We start from the raw sequence: 15642 nt of genomic DNA on the forward strand, positions 1-15642 counted from the left end.
TAAAAAAAATATGCTTTTATTTGTAGGTTTAGGAAATCCAACACCTGATAGTGAAAACAATAGGCATAATATTGGTTTTAAGTTAATTGATGCCCTTAATCAAAAATTTGGGCTTTCTAAACAAAAACCAAAATTCAAAGGCTTGCTAACGACGGGTAATATTGAGGATAAAAAAGTTTACGCAATAAAACCTCTTACCTTTATGAATAACTCTGGAATTTGTATCAGAGAATTAATTGAATATTTTAAAATCGATGCTGAGGATGTAATTGTATTTCATGATGATCTGGACATTGAATTTGGCAAAGTAAAAGCGAAGTTTGCAGGTTCAAGTGCAGGACATAATGGAATTGAATCTATAGATAAATTCATTGGAAAAGATTATTCGAGAGTGAGAATTGGAATTGGAAGACCAAAAACTAAGTCAGACGTTTCAGATCATGTTTTGAAAGATTTTGATGAAGATGAAATGTTACAATTAGAAAAAATTACAGAAAACATCATTGATTCAATATCTATACTACTTGATAAGAAATTAGATTTATTTTCAAGCACAGTAAATAATAAATAATGAGCTTTAAGTGTGGAATTGTTGGATTGCCCAATGTTGGAAAATCTACTTTATTCAATGCACTAACGAATTCTAGCAAAGCACAAGCAGCCAACTTTCCTTTTTGTACAATTGAGCCAAATGTAGGAATTGTTCCAGTTCCTGATGAGAGACTAGATAAATTAGTTGAAATTTCAAAATCAAAAAAAAAGATTAATACCACTATAGAATTTGTGGATATTGCAGGATTAGTAGAGGGTGCATCTAAAGGTGAAGGCCTGGGAAACAAATTTTTATCACACATTAGAGAGGTTGATGCTGTAATTCATATGATCAGATGTTTTGATTCTGATGATATCCAAAATGTAAATCCCACGGTTGATCCTGTAAGAGATTTGGAGATTATTGAAACTGAAATGATGCTTGCTGATCTTGAGTCTATTCAAAAAAGATTAGAAAAGAGTAATAAAAAAAATGTAGATGAAGAGCAAGTAAAAATATTAGAAATTGCATTAGATTGCATAAATAATTCTAAAGATATTCAAATTCTACGTGACCAATTTGAAAAAAAACTATTAAATCAAAGTGGTTTATTATCTTTAAAGCCAAAAATTTTTGTATGTAATGTTGATGAACCAAGTGTTCAAAATGGAAACAAATATACTGAGGCTTTTATTAGTAAATTTGGAGAAAAAAATACCTTAATAGTTTCAGCTGATATTGAAAATCAAATAAATCAGTTAGAAAATGAAGAAAAAGAAAACTATATGGAGATGATCGGTTTAAAAAAAACTGGTCTAAATATGTTAATTCAAAAGGGTTATAATATCCTAGAGTTAGATACCTATTTCACATCCGGGCCTGAGGAAACCAGAGCTTGGACTATTCAGAAAAATTGTACAGCACCAAAAGCAGCTGGTGAAATACATTCTGATTTTGAAAAAGGTTTTATTAGAGCTGAAACAATTGCTTATGAAGATTTCATAGCTAATCAAGGTTGGGTAAATTCTAAAACAAATGGAAAAATGAGACTTGAAGGAAAAGATTATATTGTCAAAGATGGTGATATATTAAACTTCAGATTCAATACGTGACCAAATTTTCTTCATACTGAAATAAACTAAAACTGTCAAAATTATTAAATATAAGATGGCTTTAAATCCCATCTTGTGTCTGCTTTCTAAGTGCGGTTCAGCTGCCCACATTAAAAATGTCGTAACATCTTTAGCCATCTGTTCTTTTGTTGCAGGAGTCCCATCTCCATATTCTATTAAATCATCAGTAATTGGCTCAGCCATTTTAATTTTATTACCATACATAAATTTATTATAGTAAACGCCATCATCAAGTTTCACATCACTTGGCGCATCTTCATAACCAAGGAGCAATGAGTAAATGTAGTCAACTCCTCCACTTCTAGCTTTGGCCAATACAGACATGTCTGGTGGATAGGCACCACCGTTTGCAGCTTGTGCAGCTTTAACATTTTCGTAGGGCATAACAAACTTATCTGATAATTTTGCTGGTCTTAGAAACATTTCGCCTTCACTGTTAGGTCCATCATTCACCTCATAACTTGCGGCTATTGCTTTCACCTGTTCCTCAGTAAATTCTGGTCCGCCTGGTTCTGATAAGTTTCTAAAACTTACATATTTCATCGAATGGCACGAAGCGCATACTTCTTTGTAGACTTGATAACCTCTTTGCAATGAAGCTCTATCAAACTTACCAAAAAGACCTTTAAAGCTCCAATCTGTTTTTAAATAATCTATTTTTTCTGCCGAATTAACCTGAATTGTTCCAGTTATAATGAATATTATTAGATAAATGATTTTAAAAATATTGTTCACTAAATTAATTTAAACTTTCTTTTTTTTTAACTGCTGAGGCCATTGGAGACCCTCCTAAAACTGGCTCTGTAATACTGAGTGGTAAAGGCATAGTTTTTTCTTTAAAACCTAATATTGGAAGAACTACTAAAAAGTGAATAAAGTAATAACCAGTTGCTACTCTAGCAATTAATAAGTACAGCCCCTCAGCTGGCATTGCCCCTACGTAACCAAGTATTAGTACGTCAGCGACTAAGATCCAATAAAACTGTTTATACAAAGGTCTAAATACAGCTGATCTTATTTTAGATGTATCAAGCCAAGGTAGAGCAGCTAAAATTAAAATTGCTGATAGCATTGCAATCACACCTAATAATTTATCAGGTACAGATCTTAAAATTGCATAAAAAGGTAATAGGTACCATTCAGGTACAATGTGAGCTGGCGTTACTAATGGATTTGCTTCAATATAATTATCAGCATGACCTAAAATATTTGGTGTATAGAACACAAAAAAAGCAAAAACGATCATAAACATTAGTAAAGCAAAACCATCTTTAATGACAATATAAGGATGGAATGGAACTGTATCCTTTGATGGTTTTTTAATATCAATACCTACCGGATTATTATTTCCAGGTACGTGTAGTGCCCAGATATGAAGAACTACTAAGCCTAAAATTAAAAATGGAATTAAATAATGTAACGTAAAAAATCTTGTTAAGGTTGGATTATCAACTGAATAACCACCCCATAGCCAGTTCACTATACCCTCGCCCACTAAAGGTATTGCGCTAAAAAGATTTGTAATTACAGTTGCACCCCAGAAACTCATTTGTCCCCATGGAAGAACATAGCCCATGAAAGCTGCTGCCATCATTAAGAGATAAATTATAATTCCCAAAATCCAAATAATTTCTCTTGGGGATTTATATGATCCATAAAATAAAGATCTAAATATATGAATATAAACTGCTAGAAAAAACATTGAAGCACCATTGGCATGGATATACCTTATTAACCAACCATAGTTAACGTCCCTCATGATATGTTCAACACTTTCAAAAGCCATGTCAGCATGAGCAATATAGTGCATAGCTAAAGTCAAACCTGTTACGATTTGAGTTATTAAACAAAAAGTTAAAATTCCACCAAATGTCCACCAGTAATTTAAATTTTTAGGTGTTGGATAATCTGTTAAATGACTGGCAAGAGATAAAAGTGGCAGTCTATCATTAAACCATTTTCCAAACTTTGATTTAGGTGTGTATTCGTGATCACTCATAATAATTCTTATCCGATTTTTATTGTATTACTATTAACGAATTCATATTTGGGTATTTCCATGTTCGTTGGCGCTGGTCCTTTTCTAATTCTACCAGATGTATCGTAGTGCGATCCATGACAAGGACAAAACCATCCATTGTAGTCACCTTTATCATTTAAAGGCACGCATCCTAAATGTGTACAAACTCCCACCATAACTAGCCACTCTGGATTTTTAGCTCTATCCTCATCTTTTTGAGGATCCTTCAAGTCTTCCATCTTAACAGCTCTTGCTTCAGCGATTTCTTCTGAAGTTCTTCTTTTTATAAAAACTGGTTTTCCTCTCCAAAGTACTGTGATTGTTTTACCGGGCTCCATTGTACTTACATCTACTTCAGTGCTTGCTAATGCTTTAACTGATGCATCAGGATTCATTTGATCAATTAAAGGCCAAACAACTGCTCCTACACCTACCGCACCTACTGCATACGAGGCTGTAAATAAAAATTCTCTTCTTTCAGGTTTTTTGTCAGACATCTGTAATTTTTTGTATATTGTTATCTAATATATGATTTCATATAAGAAAAAAGTTTTTTTTCTACTGAAACAATGACACAGAACCAATGAATTTGAGACCTAAAATAGCCTTATATGAACCTGATATTCCCCAAAATACAGCCGCTATTATAAGAACATGTGCGTGTCTGGGCGCAGATTTAGAGATAATAGAACCTTGTGGTTTTCTGTTTAGCGATAAAAGATTTAAAAGAGTAGTAATGGATTATATGGATGAAAAAATGATAAAATTCTATCAAAGTTCTGAAGAATTTTTTAAATCAAAAAAAGATCAGCGAGTTATATTACTAACTACTAAATCTTCCGAATCTTATGCAAAATTCAAATTTGAAAATAATGATACATTATTATTTGGTAGAGAAAGTGCCGGTGTACCTAATCATGTGCATAATTCTATAAAATATAAGTTAAAAATACCAATGAAAGATAATAAAAGATCTTTAAACATAGCCTCTTCAGTTGCTATAATTCTTTCAGAAAATTTGAGACAAACTATTTTTATTAAATGATGGATAAGGAAATTAAAAAAAAAATTGCCTCTAATTGGTTCAAGTTATTACAAAATACTATTTGTAATGATGTTGAAAAATTAGAAAACCACAAACTTAAATTTAAATCTAAAGTGTGGAAAAGAAATCAAATTAAAGATGAGGGTGGAGGTGAATTTAGAATTTTAAAAAATGGAAAAATTTTTGAAAAAGTTGGAGTAAATTTTTCTGAAGTTTATGGAAAGTTTTCTAAAGAAATGGGTAAAAAAATACCTGGCGCCTCAAGAGACCCTAGATTTTGGGCATCTGGAATTTCTGTTGTAATGCATATGCATAATCCACATGTTCCTGCTATTCATTTTAACACAAGATTTATTTATACAACTCATGGCTGGTTTGGAGGGGGAATGGATGTAACACCCTGCATAAAAGATTCTAAAGAAAAAAAATTTCTTCATAAAGAGTTAAAAAAGATGTGCGATCGACATAATAAAAAATATTACAAAAATTATAAAAAATGGTGTGATGAATATTTTTATCTTCCTCACCGAAAAGAAACCAGAGGTATTGGTGGTATTTTTTTTGATTATAAAAAAGATAATTGGGAAAAAGATTTCAAATTTGTGACTGATCTTGGTGTTACTTTTCAAATGTTATTTAATTCAATAATTAACTCTAAATATCAAAAGAAATGGACTACAAAAGAAAAGGAGATGCAGTATATTAAAAGAGGTAGATATGCTGAATTCAATTTACTCTATGATAGAGGAACTAAGTTTGGCCTACAAACAGGTGGTAATGTCGAAGGAATTCTGATGTCATTACCTCCAATAGCAAAATGGAATTAATATGGATAAAGAACCAATAACATCTGCTGGACTTGAAAGTTTAAAAGAAGAGCTAATCTTTTTAAAAGAAAAAAAACGTCCTGAAATAGTAGCGGCAATTTCTGAAGCTAGGTCACATGGAGATTTAAAAGAAAATGCTGAATATCATGCGGCTAAAGAAGAGCAGTCTCATAATGAAGGAAGGATTGCTCAGATCAATGATATTATTGCAAGAGCAAATGTAATTGATGTTACCAAATTAAACAATGATGGAAAGGTTATTTTTGGTTCAACTGTTGACTTAGAGAACCTTGATACTGGAGAAAAAATTACCTACAAAATTGTTGGTAGAGATGAAGCAGATTTGCAAAAAAAACTTATATTTTTTCAATCCCCGATAGGCAAAGGATTAATTGGCAAAAATAAGAATGATTTGGTTGAAATTAAAACTCCAGCTGGTGTTAAAAACTTTGAAATAAAAAACGTTAAATATATTTAATTATTTACAATTTTTTGAATTTCTTTCTCTGAAATCTTAAAATTATTATTACTCCAAATTTCCTCGATAGCTTTTAATTTTTTTCCTAATTCTATCCCTTCAGGAATTTGATATTTCTCTATCAATGTATTTGCTTTAAGGGGCAATACTGGAATTTCTTTTTCCTTAAAAATTTTAATCAGTTTTATCAAATTATCATCTACTTTTTTGGATAAAAAAATTTTAAAATAAATAATATCATTTAAGGCCTCCCTTCCATTAAAATAGAGAATTTTATCTAAATTTTTTTCTAAAAAAAATGACCTATTAACTTTTTTGGAATAAAATTTATTTAAAAATAAAAGACGTTTTTGATCCTTTTTTGATAAATTGTATTTATAAATAAAATAATCCACATTATCTGTCCCATCAATAATCATTAGAGATAATAATAAAATAAAATCAACGTTAGCAATATTTTTTAGTGCAAAACTATTTAGTTTACTGAATAATGAAATATTCTTAAGTTGTGGAAAGATAAGACTTATTATTTCAAGGCTATCTTTATCTTTTGCTAATTTTGTAAACCCTCTTGATCTTACTAATTTTTGTAACTCATCCAGTAATCTTTCAGCAGATATATTCATCATACCTGTAAGATTTTTTTTAATTATCTTAATGACTGATGTCTCATGCTTAACTTTTGAATAATTTAAAAAAAATCTGATATATCTCAAGATTCTTAGGTAGTCTTCTTTAATTCTTGTTTCTGCATTTCCAATAAAAAGAACCTTTCCATTTTCTAAATCTTTCTTTCCATCAAAGGGGTCAAAAAGACTTCCATCAATATCAGCATAAATAGAGTTTATGGTAAAATCTCTTCGTGAGGCATCTTCTTTCCAATTTTCAGAAAATTCAACTTTGGCATGTCTACCATCGGTATCAATGTCTTTTCTAAGGGATGTAATTTCAAACTTAATATCATTAATTAATGCTGTAATCGTGCCATGCTTGATACCACTTTCATAATATTTGATATTTTTTTTATCAAGCGCCTCACAAACATCTTTGGGATTTAAATTTACTGCTAAATCAATATCATCAAAGTCTTCTTTATTAATAATTTTCCTGACACATCCACCAACATATCGAATTTCACTATTTACAGAAAATGAGTGAATAGCCTTAAATAACTGCTCTACCTCAGTTTCTTTTTTTATTTTTTTGAAGCCTAAATTTATATGATTTAGATTTTGAGATCTAAAAAAAATTTTATCTAATAAGTTGTTCATATATGGCTGGGGCGCTAGGATTCGAACCTAGGATGCCGGTACCAAAAACCAGTGCCTTACCGCTTGGCTACGCCCCAATATTAATTGCATATAACACAAAAAAAAAAATTATATAGTTTTTGATTCAATACACCAATGACTATTGAATTTCCTTTTAAATTGCCTGTATGCGTTGCTGCAATCCTTTTGAGAATGAAAATAGGCTACAATTGAAGAGCCTGATCCTGTCATTCTTACAAATATATTTTTTGGTAAAGTTACCATAAAAGATCTGATCTTATTTAGTTTTGGATATTTCCTTAAAGCAATCTTTTCGAGATCATTATTTAGGGCTTTTAAATATTGTGGTTGAAACATTTTTTGTTGCGGTCTTTTAAATTGAGACTTTGAAAATGAAACAACTTTTGAATAGATGAGTTTTGTAGAACAGCCAAAATACGGCTTAGCTATTAAAACATATAGTGCCTTTTTATTAACAAATCTCTTAATTTTACCATTCGATGAAAGAATGGTATTGCCTGGTTTTAAACCCAAAACGACATCAGAGCCTATCTTAGCAGCTAAATCATTTAATTTTTTATTTTTAATCTTTAAGATTTTTTTACTTATCAAAAAATTTATTAAACTTGCAGCATTCATTGAACCACCTCCCATACCAGCTCCATGAGGTATATTTTTTCTAATTTTTATTTCAAATTTTTGATTATTTAAAAGCTTCTCTGCGTCTAATAAGTTTAGCAAAGTTGATATGGTATTAATTTTGCTAATATTTTTTGAAAATTTTCCTGTAAAAAATATTTTGTGATTATTACTTTTTATTTTTTTTAAATAGATCAAATCATGTAAGCTTATAAAGGATATCAAGCTTTCAATCTTGTGGAGTTTTACAGCTCGTCCTATTACATTCAAAGCAAGATTTAATTTTGCATGAGATTTTATTTTAAATGAGGTCATAGGTTAAGATTGCTTGATTCCATCAATTAATTTCTCTTTGATGTTTTTTTTCATTTCATCTTCTGTCTCTTCAAGCTTCAAAATATATTGCCAAAAATACCTTGCTTGTATTTTTCTATTTAATTTCCAAAGAATATCTCCATAGTGATCATTAACTATTGGATCTTGAGGCATTAATTCAACAGCTCTTTTTAAAAAGTTTTCAGCCTTTTCATATTGTCCAACCAAAAAATAAGCCCATCCAATAGAATCTATTATATAAGGATCATTACTTCTTGAAGCATAGGCATTTTCTAGCATTTCAAGAGCTGTATCTATTTTATATTCTCGCTCAAGCCACGAATACGCTAAATAATTTAGTACATAAGCATCATCTGGGTTAATTTCTAGTGATTTCAAAAGATCGTTGTCTGCGTTTTTATAGTCACCAGAGCGCTCGTAACTTCCTCCCCTCCTGTAAAGGATCTCAGCATATAAATCAGAATTACTATCAATGTTTAGGAGTATTTGGTCATAATAATTTATCGCCTTTGCGTATTTTTTTGCATTTTTATTGAAATTTGCAATATCAAAAATCATTTTCTTGTTAGGATTTTTAATTCCTTTAAATTTTGAATTAATAAACTTTAAAGAAACATCTTTATCCAAATTATTTGATATAATTTGTGCTTCTTTCTTTATTTTAAACCAATAATAAAATTCATTTGTTTTATCAAAAACTTCTAATGTCTTTTTAGTATTTTCATAATCTTCATTTGTATAATAATTTTCTGCTAGAAGAGATAAGTTTAAAGTAAATTTTGGGTTTAAATAATTAGATATATTCAAATAGAAATTTGATTTTTCATAGTCCCCTTGAGATGAATATAAATTAGCAACTAGAAAAAAAAATTCACCCATAATATCACTGGAATTAGTACATGAAAAAATATCTAAAAAATTTTTAAATTTTGTATCTTCTATCCATTTTTTTCCTTGGGAAATTAAAAGAGAAGAATTTAGATAATCAAAGTCATCTGTGATTTGCTTTGCCTCATCATATTTTTCACTTTCTATCAAATAGTTCACAAAAAAAAATGCATACCTTGAATAATCTGCATCATTTTGAGAATTAATTAATCTTTTAAAGTAAGTTTTTGTACTTTGATCACCTAAATAACACCTTTGGAAAACTTCATTGATATAAGAAAAATTGCCAAATTTTTTTTTTGATTTGGGAATTTTTTTCTCATTAAAGACATAAAGATATTCTTTAAAAATTTCTGCAATAATTACGGAAAATCTATCATTATTAATAAGCTCGTACGATCTATTAATATATTGCTCACTACTTTTATAGTCCCCCTTTTTTAAACTATCTATTGCTAATAATAAATTAGCTTGAAAAAAATTAGAATTATCTTTTGTAGAGTTTTGTTTAATTTGATTGATTGCCTTTTTTACTTTACCATTTAAAACTAATGCAAATGTGTATTTCTCTAAGTAAATTTCATGCTGTTTAATTAAAAATTTTGATGAATTAAAAAATTTCAGTGCCTGAGAATTATCTGAATTTTCATATGCAACAATTCCAGAAAAATAATTAGATAAAAAACGTGAATTAAAGTCGTTTAAAGTATTATTTTTTGAGTATAATGGGCTTTGATAAATTAATAATATTAAAATAAATTTAAGAAATTTTACTAACATTTTACTATTGTATGTCTAAAAAAGTAATAAATCAAAATTCGAATTTTAAAGCTAAATTCTTAGACTCAATTGGATCAGACTTTGTTTTTAATGAAAAGCCTATTAATCGATTAAAAGATACTAACTTAAATTTAAAAGAGGCAAATAAAATCGATAAAATAACTCAATTAACTGAACTGAAAAAACAAATAAACTCAATTAGTGATTGTAGTCTAAAAAATAATTCAAAGAATATTGTTTTGGGTGATGGAAATATTAATAGTTCAATTATGTTAATTGGTGAAGCTCCCGGAATAGAAGAGGATAAAACTGGTTTGACTTTTAGAGGTGAGGTCGGAAATCTTTTAGAAAAAATGTTACTCGCAATTAATATCAAAAAGCAAAATATTTATACATCTTATGCTGTTAATTTTAGACCTCCTGAAGACCGAAAACCAACTTCAGCTGAAATAAAAAGATATTCACAATTTCTACAAACACATATTTCAATAATTGACCCAAAAATAATTATTCTCATGGGTAGTACTGCTATGGAGTCTTTAACAGGCCTGAATAGTAAAATATCCAATGAAAGAGGAAAGTGGAAAGAGATAATTGTTAAAAATACTAGCTATAATGTTATTATAACTTTTAATCCTTCATATCTTTTGCGCACACCAGAAAATAAAAAATATTCTTGGGAAGACTTAAAAAGGATTAAAAAAAAAATTATAGATTTAAAGATTAATATTTAATGAAAATTGTAGCTGGTGTTGATGAGGTTGGCAGAGGAAGCTTGATTGGTCCAGTTTATGCAGCTGCTGTAATATTAAATAACTCAATTAACCAAAAACTACTTAAAGACTCTAAGAGTTTAACAAAAGAAAAAAGAAACGAGCTTTATAAATATATTAGACAAAATTCAGTATGGGCAATTGGCCAAGCATCTACTAAGGAGATAGAAAAAATTAATATATTGCACGCTAGTCTACTAGCTATGAAAAGAGCAATTCTTAAATTAAAAAAAAAACCTTCTTTAGTGCTAATAGATGGAAATAAACTGCCCACAATCAAAAATTATAATTTAAAATATATAATTAAAGGTGATCAAAAAATTTCAAGTATTTCAGCAGCATCAATTATTGCTAAAGTTAGCAGAGATAAATTTATAACTAAACTTTCTGAGGAATTTAGTCAGTATGGTTGGGACACAAATTCTGGTTATGGTACAAAAGAACACCTAAAAGCAATTAAGAAATTTGGTATTACTAAATATCATCGAAAAACTTTCTCACCTATTTGTGATCTTTTATAATTTTCACGTGTAACAGCACAACATCTGGTTCCCTCAAAAAATTCAGACACAATTTGAATCTAGTTATTTCAATCTCAGGTTGACGCTAGAATCTCTATGGAGTCTAATTGTTTTATACAAAATGGATATCAATTTTAAAAATAAGATTATTAATGGTGACAGTCTCAAGGAATTAAAAAAAATTCCAAGCGAAACCTTTGATCTTGTTTTCGCTGATCCACCATACAATTTACAACTAAAAAATTCACTCACAAGACCAGACAGAAGCAAAGTCAGTGCTGTTAACGATAAATGGGATCAATTTGAAAACTTTAAAAAATATGATGAGTTTACAATTGAATGGCTTACTGAATGTAAAAGAATTTTAAAAAAGGACGGAGCCATCTGGGTTATAGGAAGCTATCATAATATTTTTAGAGTAGGAACTGCAATACAGAACTTGGGTTTTTGGATTTTAAATGATGTTATCTGGAATAAGAATAACCCAATGCCTAATTTCAGAGGAACAAGATTTACAAACGCTCATGAAACTTTAATTTGGGCCTCTAAAAGTGAGAAATCAAAATATACTTTTAACTATCAATCTTTGAAATGTTTAAATGATGATCTACAAATGAGATCTAATTGGAATTTACCCATTTGTAATGGTGCAGAAAGACTTAAAAAAAATGGTATAAAAGTTCACTCAACTCAAAAACCAGAGTCTCTATTACATAGAGTTTTATTGGCATCATCAAACAAAAATGATTTAATTCTAGATCCATTCTTAGGATCTGGAACAACAGCCACAGTTGCAAAAAAATTAGGTAGAAACTATTACGGTATAGAAAAAGAAAAAAACTATTTTAAAGCTGCAGAGGAAAGACTAAAGAAAACAAAACCAATAGAAGATGATTTCTTAGACACTTTAAGGAATAATAGATCAAAACCTAGAATACCTTTTGGATCACTGGTAGAGCTTGGAATAATAAAGCCTGGAACAAGTATTTTTGATCAAAAGAAAAAAATTGTTGCAAAAATTATGGCCGATGGAAGTATAAAACATGATCAAGCTGAAGGATCAATTCATAAAGTTGCAGCAACAATACTGGGTTCTGAAAGCTGTAATGGATGGACTTATTGGCATTGCACAGTGAATGGTGTTTCTGTTCCAATTGATAATTTAAGACAAAGATTAATTTCTAAAAATTAGTCTTTATAGATTTTACCAAGATAGCTGTTGATAAATTTTTCATTTTTAACTAATTTTTTTATTACTAAGTTTCTAATCCAAATTATTAATGGATTGGATAAATGAAAAGCAAAGTAATTAAGTTTTGATTTCATATCAATCATCCTTACTCTTTTAACTCTTTCAGAGTTAAATTGAGTGTTTTCATTTTCTAAATTTTTATAAAGTTCATGAGCAACCTCTATTGATTGAGAGGCACCTTGAGCAAAAGTTGGAGGTAAAGCAAAAAAAGCATCTCCAATGATAAAAGTATTTTTATTTTTTGGTTCATGCACCTTAGAACTCACAAATATTGGGAAGCATTTAATGCTTTTTAGATTGTTAATTGTTTCAGGAACTACTTGCTTTGATATTTCAGATATAATATTTGCAGTAAAATCTTTGCTCTCAAACAAAGAATAGTCCGATAACTCTTTAGTACTAAGCTTTTTTCTAAGAACGGTAACGAAATTAAACTGTCCTTTGCTATTAACTGGATAAAGAACTGAGTGTAAATTAAATCCTAAAAATAAAGATATATTCTCTGGGTTAATACCCTTGAGGGCATCCTGGTCTATTGTTGCTCTTAAGGCAATAGAGTTAAAGTATTTTGGTTTAATTTCTTTATTGGCAATTAATGATTTTGTTATTGAAAAAGTTCCATCAGAGACAATTAAGTAATCACATTTAATAGATGAACCATCCTCAAAAGAAACTTCTTTATTTTCAGCTTCTTCATTAATTTTTATAACTTTTTTATTATAATGGATAATATTTTCATGAAGCCCATCTTTTAAGAAATTAATTAAAGTAGAGCGCTGCAAGGTAGTATATTTTGTATCAGCACTGTTAAACATGGATATATCTAAATCACATATTTTCTTATTATTTTTTAAAGAATAGAAGTCTAGTTTATGAGGGTGAAATTTATCTTCTACACTAATTTTTTGGAAATTTATTTGATTTAATAGTTTGATGCTATTAACTGAAAGTTGAATACCGTATCCTTTTTCTAAGTTAACAGAACTATTTTTCTCATAAATTGTAATTTTATAATTTGAGTTTTGGCTAAAAAGATTTGCAATGTACAGACCTGAAATACCCGCTCCTATTATTGCTATATTTTTCATTAATTTTTTTTTAAATAATTAAAAATTTTTTTAGTAAATGTGGGCAAAGTATAATCTTCAAGCTTAGAGCTATCAATCCAAGAAGAGTTAGAAATTGTACCCTTTAACTTAGAAAACTTGATTATTATATTCATATTCATATTTGATATCTTGAAGTTTAAAGCATTTACTGAATTGTCAGGTTTGGGTATTTGTTTCATAGGAAATATTTGTAAATTCTTTAAAAAATTTAATTTAGTATTTTTTATCAGTAAAAATTTATTATTCTTTTTATAAACTTCTAACAAATAAAATTTATCAATTTTCTTTTTTCTTACTTTTATTATTTCAAAATCTTTTTTTTTAAAAGACTTACAATTTTTAATTAAAGGGCATTGGTAACATAAGGGATTTTTAGGTCGACAAATCAATGCACCTAGCTCCATTATCGCTTGTGCATAATCACTTGCTCTAGTTGAATTACCTAATATTTTTTTACTCTTTGCAAGATTATCTTTTGTAATTTCTTTGGGTAATTTTAAATTTAATAATCTTTTAATTACTCTTTCAATGTTTCCATCAAGGGGAATAAATGGCTTGTTAAAGGCAATTGCCATTATTGCATTAGAGGTGTAGTCACCTATTCCAGGTAATAATTTTAATTCGTCAATCGTGCTTGGTAACCTTCTGTTAAAATTTTTTTCTAATATTTGTGCAGTCTTTTTTAAGTTTTTTACTCTTGAATAATAACCAAGCCCTTCCCAATACTTTAAAAGTTTATGTTCCTTAATTTTTGATAGAGATTTAATATCTGGAATATCTTTTACAAAATTATTGAAATATGGAATTACAGTTGCAACCTGCGTTTGCTGCAACATAAATTCACTTACTAGCGTGTAATATTCTCTCTTAACTTGAGATAGCTTTTTTCTCCATGGCAGTGATCTTTTATTATTATCGTACCAATAAAGAATTTTTTTTGTTAGTATGGATTTAGTCATATGCAATTTAAAAATAATACTAAGCAGAGGTTTAAAACTATTCAAGGCTTAAGGTCTTTTAAAGACACTTTGCCAAAAAACATTAAAAAAATAATCAAAAAAAAGGGTCATATATTTTCTGAAACACTTAGTAACTGGAAGTATATAGTTGGAGATGATCTTTTTCAGATATGCTATCCCAAATCCTTTAAAAATTCGAATAAATTTGGAGTAAGCACTCTTCAAATAATGGTAAAGAGGGGACATGAAATTGATTTAGAATACTCAAAAAAAATAATAATGGATAAAATGAATAGTTTTTTTGGTTATGCCGTTGTTGAGAAATTGAAATTCATAAGCTTTGATGATGCTCAAACAAAATTCAAAAAATTAGATACTAATGAAAATCATGTGACAAATAATAAATATACAGATAGAATTAATAATATTAAAAACGATAAAATAAAAAAATCACTACTAGAATTAACTAAATTATTTAAACAAAGATGAAAAAATTTGCCTCAACATTATTCATAATATTTTTAATCTTCTCCTCTAAATCGTTTGCTGTAGAAAATGAAATTGTTAAAAGAATTACTGAAGGAGAAGAAAGTGCTAAAATAACAATAATTGCTTACGAGTCGTTGACTTGTAGCTACTGTGCAAATTTTCATAAAGATGTGTATCCAGAACTTAAGAAAGACTTCATTGATAACGGGTTGGTAAAAATAGAATTTAGACATTTTCCATTAGATATTGCAGCATTTAATGCCTCAAAAATTGCTCAGTGTAATAACGACGGCAGTTCAAGCATTATGAATATTTTATATTCGGGCCAGAAAAAATGGGCTAGAGGAAAAACACCGGAAGAAGCTACAGGATATTTAAAAAAATTTTTAAAAGGTGAGAATGTAAACATAGATTTTGATAAATGTTTAAGTGATAAAATTATAGAAGATTACATATTAAATGACCGAATCGAAGGTGTTAAAAAATTTAAGGTCAATGCTACTCCTACGATAATAATAAACGATAAAAAGTTTGAAAAATCCCTAAATTATAAGAATTTAAAAAAATATCTAGAAAAACTGATATAAGTT

18 protein-coding genes and 1 tRNA gene are annotated in these 15642 nt (G+C 28.8%); 10 read left to right on the forward strand and 9 right to left on the reverse strand.

What is annotated here, in order from left to right; all coding sequences use genetic code 11:
- Positions 1-10: 10 nt before the first annotated feature.
- Positions 11-571 carry an aminoacyl-tRNA hydrolase gene (gene pth, locus AC5SLL_RS05230; RefSeq protein ID WP_494586358.1) on the forward strand — a complete coding sequence of 187 codons (561 nt, stop codon included), beginning with the start codon at positions 11-13 and terminating at the stop codon, positions 569-571.
- Positions 571-1644, forward strand: coding sequence for a redox-regulated ATPase YchF (gene ychF, locus AC5SLL_RS05235; RefSeq protein WP_494572902.1), 1074 nt, complete (start codon positions 571-573; stop codon positions 1642-1644). Before pth ends, ychF begins: the two co-directional genes overlap by 1 nt.
- On the opposite strand, the gene AC5SLL_RS05240 is transcribed toward ychF, so the two are convergent.
- The 3 genes from AC5SLL_RS05240 to petA are packed head-to-tail and all read right to left on the reverse strand — an operon-like array spanning position 1621 to position 4182.
- Positions 1621-2400 (reverse strand): cytochrome c1, encoded by a 780-nt coding sequence (locus AC5SLL_RS05240; protein ID WP_494572903.1) that lies wholly within the window; start codon positions 2398-2400, stop codon positions 1621-1623. The two genes, ychF and AC5SLL_RS05240, sit on opposite strands and share 24 nt — an antisense overlap.
- 4 nt (positions 2401-2404) lie before the next feature.
- Positions 2405-3664 carry a cytochrome b gene (locus tag AC5SLL_RS05245; protein WP_494579419.1) on the reverse strand — a complete coding sequence of 420 codons (1260 nt, stop codon included), beginning with the start codon at positions 3662-3664 and terminating at the stop codon, positions 2405-2407.
- Between the two features lie 8 nt (positions 3665-3672).
- Positions 3673-4182, reverse strand: a complete 510-nt coding sequence (gene petA / locus AC5SLL_RS05250; RefSeq protein ID WP_494572905.1) for a ubiquinol-cytochrome c reductase iron-sulfur subunit — start codon at positions 4180-4182, stop codon at positions 3673-3675.
- Between the two features lie 86 nt (positions 4183-4268).
- Between petA and AC5SLL_RS05255 the strand changes: the two genes are divergently transcribed.
- Genes AC5SLL_RS05255 through greA form a run of 3 tightly spaced genes read left to right on the forward strand, consistent with a single transcriptional unit; the run spans position 4269 to position 6035 of the window.
- Positions 4269-4730, forward strand: coding sequence for a tRNA (cytidine(34)-2'-O)-methyltransferase (locus AC5SLL_RS05255; protein WP_494572906.1), 462 nt, complete (start codon positions 4269-4271; stop codon positions 4728-4730).
- The gene (hemF, locus tag AC5SLL_RS05260; RefSeq protein ID WP_494587073.1) at positions 4730-5557 is read left to right on the forward strand and encodes an oxygen-dependent coproporphyrinogen oxidase; all 828 of its coding nucleotides are present in this window, start codon (positions 4730-4732) and stop codon (positions 5555-5557) included. Before AC5SLL_RS05255 ends, hemF begins: the two co-directional genes overlap by 1 nt.
- 1 nt (position 5558) lies before the next feature.
- Entirely contained in the window at positions 5559-6035 is a 477-nt protein-coding gene (gene greA / locus AC5SLL_RS05265) for a transcription elongation factor GreA (protein ID WP_494572907.1), read from the forward strand.
- On the opposite strand, the gene AC5SLL_RS05270 is transcribed toward greA, so the two are convergent.
- The 4 genes from AC5SLL_RS05270 to AC5SLL_RS05285 all read right to left on the reverse strand — a co-directional run bounded on the left by AC5SLL_RS05270 (position 6032) and on the right by AC5SLL_RS05285 (position 9949).
- The gene (locus AC5SLL_RS05270) at positions 6032-7306 is read right to left on the reverse strand and encodes a CCA tRNA nucleotidyltransferase (protein ID WP_494586359.1); all 1275 of its coding nucleotides are present in this window, start codon (positions 7304-7306) and stop codon (positions 6032-6034) included. The two genes, greA and AC5SLL_RS05270, sit on opposite strands and share 4 nt — an antisense overlap.
- Positions 7307-7309: 3 nt before the next feature.
- Positions 7310-7383 (reverse strand) — tRNA-Gln (locus AC5SLL_RS05275).
- Positions 7384-7414: 31 nt separating this feature from the next.
- Positions 7415-8260, reverse strand: a complete 846-nt coding sequence (locus AC5SLL_RS05280; protein ID WP_494586360.1) for a 4-(cytidine 5'-diphospho)-2-C-methyl-D-erythritol kinase — start codon at positions 8258-8260, stop codon at positions 7415-7417.
- A 3-nt stretch (positions 8261-8263) separates the two neighbouring features.
- Entirely contained in the window at positions 8264-9949 is a 1686-nt protein-coding gene (locus tag AC5SLL_RS05285; RefSeq protein ID WP_494586361.1) for a tetratricopeptide repeat protein, read from the reverse strand.
- Positions 9950-9960: 11 nt separating this feature from the next.
- On the opposite strand from AC5SLL_RS05285, the gene AC5SLL_RS05290 reads away from it, so the two are divergent.
- The 3 genes from AC5SLL_RS05290 (at position 9961) to AC5SLL_RS05300 (ending at position 12435) form a co-directional block, all read left to right on the forward strand.
- Positions 9961-10683 carry a uracil-DNA glycosylase gene (locus AC5SLL_RS05290; RefSeq protein ID WP_494572911.1) on the forward strand — a complete coding sequence of 241 codons (723 nt, stop codon included), beginning with the start codon at positions 9961-9963 and terminating at the stop codon, positions 10681-10683.
- A complete protein-coding gene (gene rnhB, locus AC5SLL_RS05295; protein WP_494586362.1) occupies positions 10683-11243 on the forward strand; it encodes a ribonuclease HII in 561 nt (186 codons plus the stop codon). The genes AC5SLL_RS05290 and rnhB overlap by 1 nt, the downstream gene beginning before the upstream one ends.
- A 121-nt stretch (positions 11244-11364) precedes the next feature.
- Positions 11365-12435 carry a site-specific DNA-methyltransferase gene (locus tag AC5SLL_RS05300; RefSeq protein WP_494586363.1) on the forward strand — a complete coding sequence of 357 codons (1071 nt, stop codon included), beginning with the start codon at positions 11365-11367 and terminating at the stop codon, positions 12433-12435.
- Here the strand turns inward: AC5SLL_RS05300 and AC5SLL_RS05305 are convergent.
- Both AC5SLL_RS05305 and AC5SLL_RS05310 read right to left on the reverse strand, forming a co-directional pair.
- Positions 12432-13583, reverse strand: a complete 1152-nt coding sequence (locus tag AC5SLL_RS05305) for an FAD-dependent monooxygenase (RefSeq protein WP_494586364.1) — start codon at positions 13581-13583, stop codon at positions 12432-12434. The genes AC5SLL_RS05300 and AC5SLL_RS05305 overlap by 4 nt on opposite strands.
- Positions 13583-14563, reverse strand: coding sequence for an A/G-specific adenine glycosylase (locus tag AC5SLL_RS05310; protein ID WP_494586365.1), 981 nt, complete (start codon positions 14561-14563; stop codon positions 13583-13585). The genes AC5SLL_RS05305 and AC5SLL_RS05310 overlap by 1 nt, the downstream gene beginning before the upstream one ends.
- Between AC5SLL_RS05310 and AC5SLL_RS05315 the strand changes: the two genes are divergently transcribed.
- Both AC5SLL_RS05315 and AC5SLL_RS05320 read left to right on the forward strand, forming a co-directional pair.
- Positions 14564-15052 carry a DciA family protein gene (locus AC5SLL_RS05315; protein ID WP_494572916.1) on the forward strand — a complete coding sequence of 163 codons (489 nt, stop codon included), beginning with the start codon at positions 14564-14566 and terminating at the stop codon, positions 15050-15052.
- Positions 15049-15639 carry a thioredoxin domain-containing protein gene (locus AC5SLL_RS05320; RefSeq protein WP_494586366.1) on the forward strand — a complete coding sequence of 197 codons (591 nt, stop codon included), beginning with the start codon at positions 15049-15051 and terminating at the stop codon, positions 15637-15639. Before AC5SLL_RS05315 ends, AC5SLL_RS05320 begins: the two co-directional genes overlap by 4 nt.
- Positions 15640-15642 lie beyond the last annotated feature (3 nt).

This window comes from Candidatus Pelagibacter sp. PS_43 (assembly GCF_059417795.1).

Bases quoted from the DNA above. Each gene is read 5' to 3' on its own strand.
- ychF (WP_494572902.1), top strand. From the start codon at position 571: ATGAGCTTTAAGTGTGGAATTGTTGGATTGCCCAATGTTGGAAAATCT.
- hemF (WP_494587073.1), top strand. From the start codon at position 4,730: ATGGATAAGGAAATTAAAAAAAAAATTGCCTCTAATTGGTTCAAGTTA.
- AC5SLL_RS05305 (WP_494586364.1), bottom strand. From the start codon at position 13,583: ATGAAAAATATAGCAATAATAGGAGCGGGTATTTCAGGTCTGTACATT.
- AC5SLL_RS05245 (WP_494579419.1), bottom strand. From the start codon at position 3,664: ATGAGTGATCACGAATACACACCTAAATCAAAGTTTGGAAAATGGTTT.
- AC5SLL_RS05290 (WP_494572911.1), top strand. From the start codon at position 9,961: ATGTCTAAAAAAGTAATAAATCAAAATTCGAATTTTAAAGCTAAATTC.
- AC5SLL_RS05315 (WP_494572916.1), top strand. From the start codon at position 14,564: ATGCAATTTAAAAATAATACTAAGCAGAGGTTTAAAACTATTCAAGGC.
- AC5SLL_RS05320 (WP_494586366.1), top strand. From the start codon at position 15,049: ATGAAAAAATTTGCCTCAACATTATTCATAATATTTTTAATCTTCTCC.
- greA (WP_494572907.1), top strand. From the start codon at position 5,559: ATGGATAAAGAACCAATAACATCTGCTGGACTTGAAAGTTTAAAAGAA.
- AC5SLL_RS05310 (WP_494586365.1), bottom strand. From the start codon at position 14,563: ATGACTAAATCCATACTAACAAAAAAAATTCTTTATTGGTACGATAAT.
- AC5SLL_RS05285 (WP_494586361.1), bottom strand. From the start codon at position 9,949: ATGTTAGTAAAATTTCTTAAATTTATTTTAATATTATTAATTTATCAA.
- rnhB (WP_494586362.1), top strand. From the start codon at position 10,683: ATGAAAATTGTAGCTGGTGTTGATGAGGTTGGCAGAGGAAGCTTGATT.
- petA (WP_494572905.1), bottom strand. From the start codon at position 4,182: ATGTCTGACAAAAAACCTGAAAGAAGAGAATTTTTATTTACAGCCTCG.
- AC5SLL_RS05255 (WP_494572906.1), top strand. From the start codon at position 4,269: ATGAATTTGAGACCTAAAATAGCCTTATATGAACCTGATATTCCCCAA.
- AC5SLL_RS05270 (WP_494586359.1), bottom strand. From the start codon at position 7,306: ATGAACAACTTATTAGATAAAATTTTTTTTAGATCTCAAAATCTAAAT.
- AC5SLL_RS05280 (WP_494586360.1), bottom strand. From the start codon at position 8,260: ATGACCTCATTTAAAATAAAATCTCATGCAAAATTAAATCTTGCTTTG.
- AC5SLL_RS05300 (WP_494586363.1), top strand. From the start codon at position 11,365: ATGGATATCAATTTTAAAAATAAGATTATTAATGGTGACAGTCTCAAG.
- pth (WP_494586358.1), top strand. From the start codon at position 11: ATGCTTTTATTTGTAGGTTTAGGAAATCCAACACCTGATAGTGAAAAC.